Annotated in this window: 16 protein-coding genes; 9 read left to right on the top strand and 7 right to left on the bottom strand. The window is 38.4% G+C overall.

Annotated elements, in window-relative coordinates; genetic code table 11:
- Positions 1-32: 32 nt before the first annotated feature.
- The 3 genes from OOL07_RS05570 to OOL07_RS05560 are packed head-to-tail and all read right to left on the bottom strand — an operon-like array spanning position 33 to position 4,084.
- Positions 33-866 carry an HNH endonuclease signature motif containing protein gene (locus OOL07_RS05570; RefSeq protein WP_264695510.1) on the bottom strand — a complete coding sequence of 278 codons (834 nt, stop codon included), beginning with the start codon at positions 864-866 and terminating at the stop codon, positions 33-35.
- Positions 863-1,591, bottom strand: coding sequence for an OmpA/MotB family protein (locus OOL07_RS05565; protein WP_264695509.1), 729 nt, complete (start codon positions 1,589-1,591; stop codon positions 863-865). The genes OOL07_RS05570 and OOL07_RS05565 overlap by 4 nt, the downstream gene beginning before the upstream one ends.
- Positions 1,592-1,600: 9 nt before the next feature.
- The gene (locus OOL07_RS05560; protein ID WP_264695508.1) at positions 1,601-4,084 is read right to left on the bottom strand and encodes an apolipoprotein A-IV repeat region-like domain-containing protein; all 2,484 of its coding nucleotides are present in this window, start codon (positions 4,082-4,084) and stop codon (positions 1,601-1,603) included.
- Positions 4,085-4,164: 80 nt separating this feature from the next.
- On the opposite strand from OOL07_RS05560, the gene truA reads away from it, so the two are divergent.
- Genes truA through folC form a run of 6 tightly spaced genes read left to right on the top strand, consistent with a single transcriptional unit; the run spans position 4,165 to position 9,777 of the window.
- Positions 4,165-4,941 carry a tRNA pseudouridine(38-40) synthase TruA gene (gene truA / locus OOL07_RS05555; RefSeq protein WP_264695507.1) on the top strand — a complete coding sequence of 259 codons (777 nt, stop codon included), beginning with the start codon at positions 4,165-4,167 and terminating at the stop codon, positions 4,939-4,941.
- A 20-nt stretch (positions 4,942-4,961) separates the two neighbouring features.
- Positions 4,962-5,588 (top strand): phosphoribosylanthranilate isomerase, encoded by a 627-nt coding sequence (locus tag OOL07_RS05550; RefSeq protein WP_264695506.1) that lies wholly within the window; start codon positions 4,962-4,964, stop codon positions 5,586-5,588.
- On the top strand, positions 5,572-6,783 hold the full coding sequence (trpB, locus tag OOL07_RS05545) for a tryptophan synthase subunit beta (protein WP_264695505.1): 1,212 nt from the start codon (positions 5,572-5,574) through the stop codon (positions 6,781-6,783). Before OOL07_RS05550 ends, trpB begins: the two co-directional genes overlap by 17 nt.
- Complete coding sequence (gene trpA / locus OOL07_RS05540) at positions 6,780-7,592, top strand: tryptophan synthase subunit alpha (RefSeq protein ID WP_264695504.1); 813 nt, start codon at positions 6,780-6,782, stop codon at positions 7,590-7,592. Before trpB ends, trpA begins: the two co-directional genes overlap by 4 nt.
- Positions 7,589-8,455 carry an acetyl-CoA carboxylase, carboxyltransferase subunit beta gene (accD, locus tag OOL07_RS05535; RefSeq protein ID WP_264695503.1) on the top strand — a complete coding sequence of 289 codons (867 nt, stop codon included), beginning with the start codon at positions 7,589-7,591 and terminating at the stop codon, positions 8,453-8,455. Before trpA ends, accD begins: the two co-directional genes overlap by 4 nt.
- 14 nt (positions 8,456-8,469) lie before the next feature.
- Positions 8,470-9,777 (top strand): bifunctional tetrahydrofolate synthase/dihydrofolate synthase, encoded by a 1,308-nt coding sequence (gene folC / locus OOL07_RS05530; protein WP_264695502.1) that lies wholly within the window; start codon positions 8,470-8,472, stop codon positions 9,775-9,777.
- Between the two features lie 97 nt (positions 9,778-9,874).
- Here folC and OOL07_RS05525 read toward each other — a convergent pair whose 3' ends face one another.
- A complete protein-coding gene (locus OOL07_RS05525; protein WP_264695501.1) occupies positions 9,875-10,189 on the bottom strand; it encodes a hypothetical protein in 315 nt (104 codons plus the stop codon).
- A gap of 177 nt (positions 10,190-10,366) precedes the next feature.
- The gene (trmB, locus tag OOL07_RS05520; protein ID WP_264695500.1) at positions 10,367-11,050 is read right to left on the bottom strand and encodes a tRNA (guanosine(46)-N7)-methyltransferase TrmB; all 684 of its coding nucleotides are present in this window, start codon (positions 11,048-11,050) and stop codon (positions 10,367-10,369) included.
- 345 nt (positions 11,051-11,395) lie between these two features.
- Here trmB and OOL07_RS05515 point away from each other — a divergent pair, with 345 nt between their 5' ends.
- The gene (locus OOL07_RS05515) at positions 11,396-11,956 is read left to right on the top strand and encodes a hypothetical protein (RefSeq protein ID WP_264695499.1); all 561 of its coding nucleotides are present in this window, start codon (positions 11,396-11,398) and stop codon (positions 11,954-11,956) included.
- A gap of 289 nt (positions 11,957-12,245) precedes the next feature.
- Positions 12,246-13,154, top strand: a complete 909-nt coding sequence (locus OOL07_RS05510; protein ID WP_264695498.1) for a hypothetical protein — start codon at positions 12,246-12,248, stop codon at positions 13,152-13,154.
- Positions 13,155-13,343: 189 nt separating this feature from the next.
- Here OOL07_RS05510 and OOL07_RS05505 read toward each other — a convergent pair whose 3' ends face one another.
- The gene (locus tag OOL07_RS05505) at positions 13,344-14,462 is read right to left on the bottom strand and encodes an RNA-guided endonuclease InsQ/TnpB family protein (RefSeq protein WP_264695497.1); all 1,119 of its coding nucleotides are present in this window, start codon (positions 14,460-14,462) and stop codon (positions 13,344-13,346) included.
- Positions 14,463-14,563: 101 nt separating this feature from the next.
- Between OOL07_RS05505 and OOL07_RS05500 the strand changes: the two genes are divergently transcribed.
- Entirely contained in the window at positions 14,564-14,872 is a 309-nt protein-coding gene (locus tag OOL07_RS05500; RefSeq protein ID WP_264695496.1) for a type II toxin-antitoxin system HicB family antitoxin, read from the top strand.
- 46 nt (positions 14,873-14,918) lie between these two features.
- Here the strand turns inward: OOL07_RS05500 and OOL07_RS05495 are convergent, their stop codons facing one another.
- The gene (locus tag OOL07_RS05495; protein WP_264695495.1) at positions 14,919-15,092 is read right to left on the bottom strand and encodes a hypothetical protein; all 174 of its coding nucleotides are present in this window, start codon (positions 15,090-15,092) and stop codon (positions 14,919-14,921) included.
- Positions 15,093-15,159 lie beyond the last annotated feature (67 nt).

Genomic DNA, 15,159 nt, shown 5'->3' with positions numbered 1-15,159 from the left:
ATGACCATTGAGCAATTACAACAACTTGGCTATCAACACCGCTGCCTCAATCCTTTCATATGCTGATGATGGGGTTGTTGAGTATGGCAGAATTCACATAGCACTTTGAGATTAATAAGGCGATTATCATGCTTTGAGCCATTAATATGATGGGTATGAAGTCCTGTTTTCTCTTTTGAGCAATTTTTACCACATTGATCGCAGCACCAGTTTGCTATTTCCTTGGCTTTCCTGCTAATCTCAGAGAAATCATCAGGATAAACATTTAATGGTGCATTATCAGCATTATATTTAGGTGTTTGGGCATGAAGAGATTGGGGATATTTTGCAAAGAAATCAGTAATTTTAAAATCAGCGACAAACTGAGATCGCTGTTCACCCATTTTTAAAGATTTATAGCCATCAAAATTAAGTTTACTTAAGCAGTTTTTACATACGTTTAAAGGGCGTATTTCTGGAAATGGTTTATTACCAATAATAATATTAATTTTAAATTGCCCATCGGTATGGGTAGAAACTACATATCGATCAAACCTCCCTGTACTTTGCATATCTCTAAGAGTGCCACAATAAGCAAGGTGAAATTTAGGGGCTTGTTCTCTGCCAGAATAACTTGCCACATCCCGAATATAGAGCAGTACCCGATTCCCTTTATAAACTAAAGTACCATCATCAGGATGTTCAATAATATCATTAGAAGAAATATCAATCCCTTCAACTGAGTTTAATTGCTTAAGCTCTGCTTCAGTGAGTCGATTGCTTAACTCTACTGTCATAGAAAAATCTCCATAATGATCTTGCTTGATTCCCATTTTCTCTTTTAGACGATTGAGTGGAGCAAATTGATAAAAATCAGGCAATTTCATGATTGCACCATATTTAGAATCTCTGCAATCCGATCATCGGCATTGAGCTTAACTTTAAATTCCACTCGTTGGGAGGAACGCTTATTTTCGGTGCCATCCTGATGGTAAATTAATTTTGAAGAGGAAAGTCCATTGGCAGTTAAATGCTTTTTTAGCCATAACCGCTCATTCTGAATTTGAGGTAATAGAAATACATGGCTTAACACACTTCTAGTGCGAGATTGGGACAGTGCCATATTTAAAAAATAGGCTTGATGCTCTGTAGTATCCTGATTCCAAATACTGGAGGTATGCCCCTCAATCCGAATCTCTTCAATATAACTTCGGTATTTGTTTGAATCCAAAATCCTAATATAGCGAGGGAAAAAATCATTTAAAATAGCCGTAAATCTTGGCTTAAGTGCGGCTTGACCTATATCAAATAATACTTCTGGTTCTTTAAACCGTAGGGTTAAATCTTTTTTTAGCTCTGCTCCCCATAAAGGTAAATCTGGGGCAAATTCTTGATGCAAATCACGGTACAATTCTAGCTTTACTTCATTATAAATAAGGGCGATTTTCTTCACTTTAATTGCTTCTTGTTCGGCTTTTAACGCCTCCTGTTTAACTTTAATCATAAAGCTAATGGCAACTAGCATAAAAATGACCATTAATCCAGTCATTAAATCAGCCAGAGGAATCCAATGATCTTCCCGAGGTAAATGGTTTTGGTTATTTTGAATCATGATTATTTTTTATCTATGATTGGCAATATTCACTACCTTGCGTAGCTCTTCGGTCAATGGGGTATAATCTTTAACAAATCTCTCTGATAAGCTAGTTAGCTGCCGCCCTAAACTTTCTAAGGATTTTGTGAGCTCTTCAGAAAGTGCTTTATCTAAAGTAGCTACTTGCTTATTGGTATTTGCAATAGATTCTTCAATTTTTATATTAAACTCTTGGTTTAATTGTTTTAAATCTTGCCCTACTTCTTCCGTAGAAGTGCGAATTTGATTTATATTTTCCGTCACTGCACGACTAATTTCTTTTTGATTGGTGCGAGACGAATCGATAAATTCACTTGCTGAATTATTCATTTGTTCACCTACTTTAGAAATAGCACTTTCTAAATCCCCAGTGGAGTTTTGGATCGAATCTGCGATTTTTCTGCCCATCTCGGTGACTAGATTATTTAGCTCTTTGCCTAAATCCTTTGTGCTCTGCTCTAGTTTTTCTCCGACTTCTTGTACTGATTTTTTATGTAATTCGGTATTCTCTAATAATGAGTTATTAACTACTCTTTGATTCTCCTCAACGGATTGAGTTAAATTTTGCATTGAATTGGTTAACTTTTTAGCTGTGTCAGCGGTCAATTCTTCCAATTTTTCTTTTAAATTATGGGTGGTTTGATTGAGATTTTCTCCAACCTCTTTTACTGATTGTTCATGTAATTCGGTACTCTTTAATAATGAGTTATTAACTACTCTTTGATTCTCCTCAACGGATTGAGTTAAATTTTGCATTGAATTGGTTAACTTTTTAGCTGTGTCAGCGGTCAATTCTTCCAATTTTTCTTTTAAATTATGGGTGGTTTGATTGAGATTTTCTCCAACCTCTTTTACTGATTGTTCATGTAATTCGGTACTCTTTAATAATGAGTTATTAACTACTCTTTGATTCTCCTCAACGGATTGAGTTAAATTTTGCATTGAATTGGTTAACTTTTTAGCTGTGTCAGCGGTCAATTCTTCCAATTTTTCTTTTAAATTATGGGTGGTTTGATTGAGATTTTCTCCAACCTCTTTTACTGATTGTTCATGTAATTCGGTACTCTTTAATAATGAGTTATTAACTACTCTTTGATTCTCCTCAACGGATTGAGTTAAATTTTGCGTTGAATTGGTTAACTTTTTAGCTGTGTCAGCGGTCAATTCTTCCAATTTTTCTTTTAAATTATGGGTGGTTTGATTGAGATTTTCTCCAACCTCTTTTACTGATTGTTCATGTAATTCGGTACTCTTTAATAATGAGTTATTAACTACTCTTTGATTCTCCTCAACGGATTGAGTTAAATTTTGCGTTGAATTGGTTAACTTTTTAGCTGTGTCAGCGGTCAATTCTTCCAATTTTTCTTTTAAATTATGGGTGGTTTGATTGAGATTTTCTCCAACCTGCTCTATGGCTGCTTTGTGTAATGCTGTATTTTCTGATAAGGACTGGTTGATGGTATCTTGACTATCTTTTACTGCTCGGGTGAGTTGACCAGTTAATTCCATGATTCTATTTTCAATTTCAGGCAAGCTACCAGAAGCATTGGTTAATAGTGTTCCCAAGGATTCTAGCGTATTAATTAAGGTCTTTTTTTGGGCTTCTAAAGCGGTGAGTAACCCTGAAAGATCGCTGGCAACTTGAGTAAAAATGCTAGATTTATCCACCAGCTGTTGATAATTTTGAGTAGCAGTTTCTGTAGATGTACGAATAGCTTGATATTGTTGAGTTATTTGCTCGATATGATTTTTATAGTTTTCTTGCCAATCTAACAGCTTACCCACAGCTTTATTGAGTTCTTTGAAGTTTTCCCCAAACTGTTCTGTGAGTTTATTATTAAAATCTTGAATTACACTTTGAAGTGCTTCTATCAAAGATTTTGATCCCATTTCAGAGAGTTTCTTTATCGCCTCATTTTGTGCGATTTCTAGATTATGTAAGTTTTTATTATTTTCTGTTTTAAATTCACCTAATTCAGTCTTGAATGAATCTTTCATCTCCTTAGATGAATCTTTAAAATCTTGTCGTAGGAGTTTAAGTTGGGAAACAAGGGAAGTCTCTTCATTACCTGTTAAAGCTTGTTGGATACCTTGTAACAAAGGGGCAATATCTTGTTGATAAGAAGTTGGATGATCCGTATTACTGCTCTCTTTATGAGGAAAGAGAAAATGGTAATGAAGCTTAATGAGTAATGCCCCAGAAACACCGGCAAAGGAAGCTAAAAAAACAGTCTTTAGTCCAGATAACAATTCCGGAAGGCTTGATTCAATGTTATTGACATCAAAATCAAGCAACCCTTTAGCAATACCAAAGAAGGTAGCACAAATACCAAGGGTGGTGAGAATAGCAGGACCATAGGCAATGGCTTTTTCATTTTTTTTATAAAGTTGGAAATGAAAATATAGCCAGAGAAAGAAAATCAGACCAATAAAAAACCAAGCGTCATTGGATAGAGAAGAGAGAATATTCATAGGATTCCTAAGTAGCTTAATAAAATGGTTATCATTCTTTATATTTTTTAATTTGTTATTCTACCTGAAAAAATTTTGATATGAGAATTGCTCTAGGCGTAGAGTATGAAGGGACTCGTTTTTCTGGCTGGCAACAGCAATTGGGAGTGCGTACAGTTCAGGAAGTGTTAGAACAAGCCATTAGTAAAGTAGCTAATCATCCTGTAAAAGTGATTTGTGCGGGTCGTACCGACTCAGGAGTCCATGCCATGGTGCAGGTGATTCACTTTGATACAGAGGTATATCGCCCAGAGCATAGTTGGGTATTTGGTTGTAATGCCAATTTACCTCGGGATGTGGTGGTATTGTGGGCAAAGCCTATAGAAGATACTTTCCACGCTCGGTTTGCTGCCCAAGCTCGCTATTATCAATACCGAATTTTAACTCGAAGGGTGCGATCGGCGCTCCATCACAAGCGAATCACTTGGTGTTGTCATTCTCTTGATTTAGCTACCATGAAAGTAGCGAGCCAGTACTTAATCGGGGAGCATGATTTTTCCTCTTTTCGTGCTACTGGTTGTCAAGCTAAAAGTCCAATCCGAACTATTTATCATCTAGAGCTTATCCAAAAAGAAGATCTGATTTTGATGAATATTGCTGCCAATGGCTTTTTACAGCATATGGTGCGGAATATTGCCGGGGTATTAATGACTATTGGTCAAGGCGAACAACCACCCCAATGGGCAGATCAAGTACTTCAAGCACGCTCTCGAGCGTTGGGGGGTGTTACTGCACCGCCCGATGGCTTATACTTGGTAGGTGTGGATTATCCAGCACAGTTTGATTTACCTAAACCTAACTATCCTGCAATCCTCTAATGCATAATTATTTTTAAGCGATGAGAACCCGGGTAAAATTTTGTGGTATCACACACCGTGAAGATGCCCTTGCTGCTATTCATCATGGGGCAGACGCCATTGGGTTAGTGTTTTATCCTAAAAGTCCTCGATTTGTGACTATTTCCCAAGCCATAGAAATTACCCAAACCCTTCCTCCATTTATTAGCATCGTAGGGTTATTTGTCAACGCCCAGGAACAGGAAATCAAAGATGTGTTACATGCGGTACCCATTGATACCATCCAATTTCATGGAGATGAATCTCCAGCCCAATGTAACTGTTATAATAAACCCTATATTAAAGCCATTTCCATGAAAGAAGGAATCTCCTTACCTCAGATGGCAGAAACTTATCAAGAAGCAGCTGCTCTTTTACTCGATACTTATCAGCAAGGTACACCGGGTGGGACAGGACAGACTTTTAATTGGGATAAAATACCATTAGATTTGACTAAAGAAATTATCCTTGCTGGCGGACTAACTCCAGAGAATGTAGCCCAAGGAATTAGACAAGTGAAGCCTTATGGGGTAGATGTGAGTGGTGGAATTGAACGGAGTAAAGGAATCAAGGATACAGTAAAAATGGCAGCATTTATGAAGGGAGTAGCCAATGCCGATTCAAGATAATTATCAAATGATGCCTGATGATCAGGGACATTTTGGTCCTTACGGGGGCTGCTTCATTGCTGAAACTTTAATGGAGCCAGTAGAAGCCCTTCGTCAAGCCTATGAACATTACCGTAACGATCCAGAATTTCAAGCAGAGTTAAAACACGATCTTATCCAATATGTGGGTAGGGCTACTCCTTTATACTTTGCTAAGCGATGGAGTCAATCTCTGGGTGGGGCTAAAATTTTCTTAAAGCGAGAAGATCTTAATCATACCGGGGCGCACAAAATTAATAATACGGTAGGGCAAGCCTTACTGGCACAACGGATGGGAAAAACCCGCCTCATTGCAGAAACGGGGGCAGGGCAACATGGGGTAGCCACGGCTACAGTAGCTGCTCGTTTAGGCATGGAATGTACTGTGTATATGGGGGCTGAAGATATAGAGCGACAAGCCCCTAATGTGTATCGAATGAAGTTACTGGGGGCAGAAGTGGTTTCGGTCACTTCCGGATCTCGCACCCTAAAAGATGCTTTGAACGAAGCCATGCGGGATTGGGTCACTCGAGTGGATAATACTTTTTATGTTATTGGTACGGTGGCAGGTCCTCATCCTTATCCCACCATGGTACGGGATTTTCAAGCCATTATCGGGCAAGAAGCCCGATCTCAGATTTTAGAACAAACGGGCAAACTCCCCGATGCACTGGTCGCTTGTATTGGTGGTGGTTCTAATGCCATGGGCTTATTTTATCCCTTTATTCAAGACAAAGAAGTGGCTCTCTATGGGGTAGAAGCTGCAGGCGATGGAATTGAAACAGGCCGTCATGCGGCTTCCCTATGTGCCGGTAGACCGGGGGTACTTCATGGTAATCGCACTTATTTAATTGAAGATAGCCATGGGCAAATCATTGATACTCATTCTATTTCAGCAGGGTTAGATTATCCGGGAGTTGGACCAGAGCATGCTTGGCTTAAAGATACAGGGCGAGCCAATTATGTAGCCATTACGGATAAAGAAGCTCTTGCTGGGCTTTATGCTCTAGTAAAAAACGAAGGGATTATTCCTGCTTTAGAGAGTAGCCATGCTCTGGCTTATGCCATGAAATTGGCACCCACTATGTCTTTCGATCAAAGTATCATTGTTAATTTATCTGGTCGGGGAGATAAGGATATGGCCACAATCGCTAAGGCTCAAGGAGTGTCCTTATGAGTCGGATTGAGTGTCGTTTTGATACTTTGAAGCAGCAAGGGAAAAAAGCCCTAATCCCTTATATTACTGCTGGTGATCCTAGCCCAGAAATTACCGTTGCACTAATGCATCGGTTAGTAGCAGCCGGAGCAGATATTTTAGAGCTTGGGGTACCTTTTTCTGATCCTATGGCAGATGGTCAAGTAATTCAAAAGGCTTGCGAACGGGCTTTGAAAGCAGGGACTACTTTGCCTAGAGTCCTTGCTATGGTAAAAGAATTCCGCCAACAAGATTTAGATACCCCAGTGGTACTCATGGGTTATTTAAATCCGATTGAAAGCATGGGTTATCAATGCTTTGCTAAAGAAGCCGCTGCTCATGGAGTAGATGGAGTACTTACGGTAGATGTACCTCCAGAAGAGGCAAAACTACTACTTGAAGCTTATACGGATCATCAATTAGAACCTATTTTTTTACTTGCGCCCACCAGCACGCCAAAACGGATTGAGCAAGTGTGCAAGTTAGCAAAAGGTTTTATTTATTATGTTTCCCTAAAAGGGGTGACTGGATCTAACGCTTTAGATATAAAGGAAGTAGGAGAGCGGGTAGCCTCTATTCGTCACTATACCTCTATTCCTGTGGGGGTAGGATTTGGAATTCATGATCCCCATTCAGCAGCACAAATCGCTACAGTAGCCGATGCAGCAGTGGTAGGGACTGCATTGATTAAATATATTGAACAATATCAAAACGATTCTGAGAAAATTTTAGAAGAAGTAAGTGCTGTTCTCCATGCTATGAGAGTAGAAATAGATAAAGTAACCTTATGAATTGGTTTAGAAAACTTATCCCCTCCAAAGTAACGACTCGAGGTCCTAAACGTAAGTCAGTACCTGAAGGATTATGGCGCAAATGTAGTGCCTGCGATTCGGTGTTATATCACATGGAGCTAGAGCGTAATTTAGATGTATGCCCTCATTGTGACGATCACAAACGTATTGGTGCTAGGCGGCGGCTTTCATTATTTCTTGACCAAGGGGAGCAAGAGGAAGTCGGTACTGATTTACAGCCTGTAGATACCCTAAAATTTAAAGATACTAAAAAATACAAAGATCGGATTACCCAAGCTCAAAAGACAGCAGGAGAACATGATGCACTTATTGTAGTCAAAGGTCATGTGCAAGGACTATCTGTAGTCGTTGCTGCCTTTGAATTTAATTTTATGGGTGGCTCTATGGGATCGGTAGTAGGGGAACGATTTGTCCGTGGGGCAGAGGTCGCTATTTCCTATAAAATTCCTATGGTATGCTTTTCTGCCAGCGGTGGTGCAAGAATGCAAGAGGGGTTATTTTCCCTATTACAAATGAGTAAGACCAGTGCCGCACTTGCGCAGCTCAATCAAGCTGGATTACCTTTTATTTCTGTATTGACCGATCCTACGATGGGAGGGGTCAGTGCTAGTCTTGCCATGTTAGGCAATATTAATATCGCTGAACCCGGTGCCTTAATTGGCTTTGCAGGGCCTAGAGTCATTGAACAAACTGTACGAGAGAAATTACCTAAAGGGTTTCAACGCAGTGAGTTTTTATTGGAGCATGGTGCTATTGATATGATTGTAGATCGCCGTGAATTACCTAAGCGGATTGCCAGTTTACTTGCGATACTAACCCATCAGCCTGCAATACCTACTTAGTTATCTAAATTTTTATGGCTAGATTCTCCCAGCTTCAAGATTGGCTCGATTGGCAAGAAAATGCCCACTGGCCTAGAATTGATCCGGGGTTAGTTCGATCAGGAACTGTGCTACGGCAAATGGAATTAACTCAGCCACCCTTTCTTATCATTACGGTGGGAGGCACTAACGGTAAAGGATCTACCGTCGCCATGCTTGAAAGTATTTTAATTATCGCCGGTTATAAAGTAGGGAGTTATACCTCACCTCATCTATTTCGCTACAACGAACGGATTAAACTTCAGGGGAACCCTGTCACTGACGAAGTTATTTGTGATTCATTTGATCGGATTGATAAAGCTCGCCAAAATACTTCACTTAGTTATTTTGAATTTGGCACTGTAGCGGCAATAGATATTTTCCATAGAGAAAAAATAGAGATTGCCTTATTGGAAGTAGGATTGGGTGGACGATTAGATGCGGTCAATGCCCTAGATCCAGATATTGCCATAGTTACTACGGTAGATTTGGATCATACCCACATTCTAGGTAACACCCGAGAAGCTATTGGTTTAGAAAAAGCAGGGATTTTTCGCCCTAACCAATTTGCGATTTGCGGAGATTTTGATCCCCCTCAATCGCTTATTAAGCGCGCAAAAGAACTCAACACTTCTTTTTATCAAGCAGGGGAAAATTACCACTATCATTTTACTAAACAGGATTGGTCTTGGGAGAGCAAACATACCCAGCATGACCATTTGCCACATCCTAACCTAAAAGGCATATATCAATATCAAAATGCCGCTGGGGTATTAATGGCACTTGAGCTAATCAAGGATCGATTTCCTACTTCAAAAGAATCTATACCCAAAGGGTTAGAATCGATCACTCTTCAGGGAAGATTTCAACGAGTCATAGGAACAGTAGAGCAAATCTTTGATGTATCCCATAATCCTCAAGGAGCACAATTACTCGCTCAATCTCTAGATCAATACCCCATACAAGGCAGAACCTACGGGGTATTTAGTATGCTGGCAGATAAGGATATTGAAGGTACAGTAGCAATTCTTAAAAATCATATTCATACTTGGTTTTTAGGGGGATTAATGGGGGATCGAGGATTAACAGAAGATGCACTTTTCTGGCGCATTAATTCTATTATTGATCCTCAAAAAATCAGTTTATGCTCAAGTATACCAATGGCTTACTTACAAGCTCTAGGACATGCAAGACCCGGAGATCGGATACTTGTGTTTGGATCTTTTCATACGGTGGAAGAGGCGATGCGAGAAGCAGGATTTGCTACCGATGGTAATGATACAGACAAAATGCAAGATTTTTAATTTATATTTAGTAAACAAAAGACAATAATAAACCCCAAATAAATAGCTTATTTGGGGTTTATTCTATCTAGCTAGGATAATTTCAAAAAATTACCTATCACTCATAATAATCATATTTTTTTTCATTCATCCACCCAGAACTATCTGTATTTCTACCAATACATCGATAATCAAAGGCAAACTGGAAAACTACCCGCCCTTTTTTTGTACCACTTCGAATATCACTAATACGCCCCCCAAGATAGGAAGGATCATCCTCGTTTCTGTGTAAAAGAATATAGCCACCTATAAGGTGTTCTATCTGATTTTGTGAGATCTCCCATTCACCGCTTTCCCATATATCATTATCCCTATCAATACACCGATACTCATCGGCTTTTTCTATAAAGTGAATACCCTTAATTTTTTTCATTTTTTTATACCTCGTATTCGGTAAGAATTTTTAGTTACTTGTTAATTTTATATTATAAAAAAGTAGTTTTATGAATGGATACAAATTAATACTACTAATCATTTGATTTTATTTAAAATAAATATAGTAATATTTTGATTATAAAATTAAAATATTAATTTTTTATTAATCAAGGTACTAAATTCGCCTAAACCACAAATCCCAGATACCATGACCTAAGTTTTGCCCCCGATTCTCAAACTTAGTCAGCGGTCGCTGAGGAGCTTGTTTAGGTATTTCTTCATGCAAGCAAGGAGAAAATCCTGCGTATTGTTCAAATACCATATTCATGTGTATAGCATAATTTTCCCAATCTGTAGCTAAATGCACCCAACCTTGAGGTATTGTTTTATGCCAGAGTAAATCTACAAAAGCAGGCTGAATTAATCGCCGTTTGTGATGGCGTTTTTTGGGCCAAGGATCAGAAAAAAAAATCTGCACCCCTGCTAAAGATTGATCAGCAAGGCTGGTCAACACTTTAACCCCATCTTCATTGATCAGTTGCAAATTAGTTAAAGCTAAAGATTCTATTTGGGTGAGTAAATGACCAATGCCCGGGCGATAGACTTCTACCCCAAGAAAATTGATTGCAGGATTCTCTAAGGCTTGCCTCGCTAAAGAATCCCCATTACCAAAGCCAATTTCTAGCACGATGGGTGTTTGGATAGGAAAAATACTGGCTAACTCTAAGCTATCACTTTGTAATGTTAATCCATACTTAGACCATAATTCTTCTAAGGCTTTTTTTTGAGCAACCGTAATTCGTCCTTCCCTACGAACAAAGCTACGAATGGCAGAATTAGAATATTGGGGATCAGGCATAGGTAAAATCTACTTAAAAAATTGAAATTTTAATGCTTTCTGCTAATGGATACTAGCCAATATCTCTCTTAGTTATTATCCAAATAACCCACTGATTCCTCCTAACACTTAAAAACAATTTTTCTCTTTCTTCTAATAAAATCCTTTATTAATAATCTCTTTTTAGGTTTCATCTTTTTCTACCCTAATGATTATAAGAATATTTATTTTTATAATAAATTCAGCTTGTTATTTATCATCGGGGGGGGGGTAAAATGCTAGTTTTTTTTAGCTTTTATTAAAAAGCTAATGCTTCAATAACCATAAGTAATAAACCATATTTACTCAATACTGAGGAACTGCAAAATGAAAAAAATAATAGTCAGTATCGTCTACCTTCTTGCCAGTAGTGCTAGCTATGGCTGGGAAGTGCTAGATCCTATCACTCATCCCACCGCAGGGATTATGGGTGCCACCGTGTGGGGTGTCAGTGCCAATGAGCAATATCAATTTTTCTTCAGCTGTAGAAATAATGATCTTGTTCTGAACACCCGCTTAAAACAACCTTGGATACAGACCGAAACGGAAACTAGAGAGAAACATAACAATTACTACTGGGCATTATTAAATACTACCACCGGTGATTCTAAAATAAGACAAAGACTAGTTACGGAACATGATTTTAACTACCGCATTGACAGTGGCAACATTGAAAAAATGGTTCTCAATCTGGAAACCAATATGGAAGCCTACCGAGGAGAATTAATGGGCGGTCGTAGCCACTATTGGCCCGAAGATATGTTCAAACAAATTGAACAGAAAAAAGGTAAGTACCTCTTTGTCCAAGGCAATGGCATCACCGATACCTTTGATCTCACCGGCATTGAATTAGTCCGCCAAACTCTAGGTAAAGAATGTAGCTTTTAAGCTGTTTTCTCTTCTGAAAGACAAGGAATATCAAAAAAATGAAGAGAATAATCTCTAGTGCATTCCTATTACTTTTCGCTTTACCAGCAAATGCTATATCCAATGGTGAGTTAAGTGACCTTGTCGGCTATACCATTATTGCAAGTAAAAGGTAAAAATCTCTATCTTTACAAAATGGTGGTTGAAGATGAGATATACGATATGAGCAATTACTAGTTTGGTATCTATACCGCACTAAAACAACCGCTTAATATAAAAAACAAACCATTTTATTAGGAATATTAAAACAATGAAAAAACTAAACTTACTCACTAGTATTTTTTTACTCGGATTATCTATAAATGCTCAAGCTCAACTTGCACCAGAAAATGGTTGGTATGTGGCCGATCAGGCCACCGATCAATTTAGTGGCATTAATATTGAGTCCCAAAATAATATGCTTTTTGTCTCTAAATTCAAGTTAGATGGCACCTGGACTAGTGGCAATGGAATTTTCAATAATGACACGGCTCAAGTCCAAATGGTGAAAACCAATCCAGATCATTCCTCTACCCCTGTGGACACCGATGTTTACCGTTGGGATAGCTCAAGTAATTTATCTGTGAATGGAATTAGGATTCATCGGTTTAACTATAATTATGGGCCAAACAAGGTATATTCCTTAATTGGATTTTGGTCAACAACGTACACACCTGCAAATCTTCTAGTTAGCACGGGAGGTCTAGTAAATCTTACCAAGAAAGACACTTTAGAAGGTGGTGAACCTATAGTCGCTGGAACTTATATTGGAACATTAAGGACATCAATGGTAATAATAGGACCTTATCCAGGGGTAGAGAATCTTTATCTTGGCATGCTTGGTGATTCAGATACTCAATTTTTTGTAGCTACTCTAAGAGGGTTGAATGAAATGATAGGTATAATTAGTAATTCTAAGGGGCCTCTTACAGCAGAGGAAATGGCAAATCTATCTCTAAGTAATGGTTCAATGTTTTTAGCTAATCGAGTTAGCTTAAATCCATCTGCATTGAATACTGCTTCGGTTAAAACCGCTTCAGTAAAAGACGAAGCCAACTCAGCCGATCTAGATAATTTAACTGGAGAATTAGCAACGTCACAAAATCTTATTACCCCAGAAGTGGCAAATGAATTGCTAGAACGCTTAAATGCTATAAGCGATAGCAATCCACAAAATTAAACTACCCTTCACAAAGAAGAGGAATAGATCTTATAAGGTTTATTCCTCTTTTTTTTATTGAATTAAAAACAATAAACCATTTTATTGAGGAATATAAACATTGACATCCTCCCCTCCCTAAAGTGAGGGGATTCCCAATATCGCTACTGGGTATTTCCTAATTCAACGAGATTAGCTTATGCAGACTAACTACACAAGACTTACATTCTCTCCAAAGGCAAGCCCCGCAAGTCCTGCGGTTAGTATGTTTTTAGAAGCATTGATATCTCTATCATGTGTAGTTTTGCATTCGGGGCAATCCCAATGGCGAGTATCAAGGGCTAAAAAAGGTAAAGTAAAACCACAATTAGAACAGCGTTTAGAACTTGGGAAAAACTGGTCTATCTTGGCAACTGTTCGTCCAGCCCAATCCGCCTTGTATTTTAATTGGGTCAAAAAGTTAGCCCAACTACAATCAGCAATCGCTTTGGATAATTTGGGGTGCTTAATCATGTTTTTTACACGAAGCGATTCAACACAAATAACTTGGTTTTCGTTTACTAATTTGCGAGATAACTTGTGTAAGTTATCTAATCGACAATCGGAGATTTTGGCGTGAATACGAGCCACTTTCAATCTAGCTTTGGCACGATTAGCCGAACCGAGCTTTTTACGGCTCAAGGTTTTTTGGGCTTTGGCAAGTTTGGTGGCGTATTGAGCTGTCAGGCGAGGATTATCGATTTTGATACCACTATCGGTAACAAACAGGTGTTTAATACCAACGTCGATACCGATATTGGTATCAGATTTTGGCAAGGTTTGATTTTCAAATTCACACAGGCACGATACAAAATACCGCCCTGCACAGTCTTTGGAAATAGTAATAATGCTAGGTTCACTTGGCAGTTGCCTAGACCAACGCACATCAAGGGGTTCTTTGCTTTTGGCAATGTATATTTTACCGTCCGTGTATTTGAACGCACTTTTGGTAAATTCAGCCGATTGCCGATGAGTTTTCTTTTTGAATGTTGGATATTTGGTGCGACCCTCAAAGAAGTTCTTAAACGCTGTTTGTTGGTGTCTAAGGGCTTGTTGAGTGGGAACGCAAGACACATCATTTAAAAAAGCAAATTCAGGTTGTTTTTTCAATTCAGTGAGTTTAGCACTTGCTTGAATATAACCTATTTTTGCTTTGCCTTGGTAATACTCATCAGTGCGCCAACGCAATATCGTGTTATAGACAAACCGCACGCAACCGAACGTTTGAGCAAGCAATTTAGCTTGTTCATCAGTTGGGTAAAAGCGGAATTTATAAGCACGGTGTTTCATGTCTCACATTTTATCATTAAAAATGTGATAAACCAATCAACTAATATGGCGTTTCCTCCATGCCCTAAAGTACATGATTTACACGCCACAAGGAACTTAAGATGAATTACTTAGAATATAAGGATTATTTAGGTACCATTGAACCTGATCTTAAAACAGGGGCATTATTTGGTAAGCTAGAATTTATCCGAGATTTAGTCACCTATGAAGGAGAAACCTTAAAACTATTAGAACAAGCCTTTCAGCAATCCGTGGATGAGTATTTAGAATCCTGTGCCGAATTGGATAAAATCCCGGATAAGCCCCTCAAAGGGACATTTAATGTACGAATTAATCCAGAATTACACCGTAAGGCAGTTTTAGCATCGGGGCATAAATCGATGCCATTGAAGAAAAATTACAGCGGTTAGAAGTTTAATCACTGGTTACTTTAAACCTTTCACCAAGTATTTAAACTCACTTCTCAAACTCTTTTAAAATCTCTTCAGGAAGGGGAGCATCAAAATCATGGGCTATTATTCCTTTACCTCTTGAAAGTCCGGGCGTACGTTCAGCTTTTAGCACTGCACTAGAATTATCCTTTTCCTCAGTTATTGCTTTATCTTTTAAAAAGTTTGTTTTGGATTCCATGATATTTAATACAGCCTAATTTATTATTTCCTAAGTTTTATTCTACTAAAGCATAAATATTTTTTTC

The sequence above is a fragment of the Candidatus Nitrosacidococcus sp. I8 genome (assembly GCF_945836005.1).
GTDB lineage: Bacteria > Pseudomonadota > Gammaproteobacteria > Nitrosococcales > Nitrosococcaceae > Nitrosacidococcus.
The sequence above is the reverse complement of the archived record's forward strand: the minus strand, read 5'-3'. Positions and strand labels throughout refer to the sequence as shown.

Excerpts from the sequence above, each read along its gene's own strand:
- OOL07_RS05570 (WP_264695510.1), bottom strand. The coding sequence starts at position 866 with ATGAAATTGCCTGATTTTTATCAATTTGCTCCACTCAATCGTCTAAAA.
- OOL07_RS05565 (WP_264695509.1), bottom strand. The coding sequence starts at position 1,591 with ATGATTCAAAATAACCAAAACCATTTACCTCGGGAAGATCATTGGATT.
- OOL07_RS05560 (WP_264695508.1), bottom strand. The coding sequence starts at position 4,084 with ATGAATATTCTCTCTTCTCTATCCAATGACGCTTGGTTTTTTATTGGT.
- truA (WP_264695507.1), top strand. The coding sequence starts at position 4,165 with ATGAGAATTGCTCTAGGCGTAGAGTATGAAGGGACTCGTTTTTCTGGC.
- OOL07_RS05550 (WP_264695506.1), top strand. The coding sequence starts at position 4,962 with ATGAGAACCCGGGTAAAATTTTGTGGTATCACACACCGTGAAGATGCC.
- trpB (WP_264695505.1), top strand. The coding sequence starts at position 5,572 with ATGCCGATTCAAGATAATTATCAAATGATGCCTGATGATCAGGGACAT.
- trpA (WP_264695504.1), top strand. The coding sequence starts at position 6,780 with ATGAGTCGGATTGAGTGTCGTTTTGATACTTTGAAGCAGCAAGGGAAA.
- accD (WP_264695503.1), top strand. The coding sequence starts at position 7,589 with ATGAATTGGTTTAGAAAACTTATCCCCTCCAAAGTAACGACTCGAGGT.
- folC (WP_264695502.1), top strand. The coding sequence starts at position 8,470 with ATGGCTAGATTCTCCCAGCTTCAAGATTGGCTCGATTGGCAAGAAAAT.
- OOL07_RS05525 (WP_264695501.1), bottom strand. The coding sequence starts at position 10,189 with ATGAAAAAAATTAAGGGTATTCACTTTATAGAAAAAGCCGATGAGTAT.
- trmB (WP_264695500.1), bottom strand. The coding sequence starts at position 11,050 with ATGCCTGATCCCCAATATTCTAATTCTGCCATTCGTAGCTTTGTTCGT.
- OOL07_RS05515 (WP_264695499.1), top strand. The coding sequence starts at position 11,396 with ATGAAAAAAATAATAGTCAGTATCGTCTACCTTCTTGCCAGTAGTGCT.
- OOL07_RS05510 (WP_264695498.1), top strand. The coding sequence starts at position 12,246 with ATGAAAAAACTAAACTTACTCACTAGTATTTTTTTACTCGGATTATCT.
- OOL07_RS05505 (WP_264695497.1), bottom strand. The coding sequence starts at position 14,462 with ATGAAACACCGTGCTTATAAATTCCGCTTTTACCCAACTGATGAACAA.
- OOL07_RS05500 (WP_264695496.1), top strand. The coding sequence starts at position 14,564 with ATGAATTACTTAGAATATAAGGATTATTTAGGTACCATTGAACCTGAT.
- OOL07_RS05495 (WP_264695495.1), bottom strand. The coding sequence starts at position 15,092 with ATGGAATCCAAAACAAACTTTTTAAAAGATAAAGCAATAACTGAGGAA.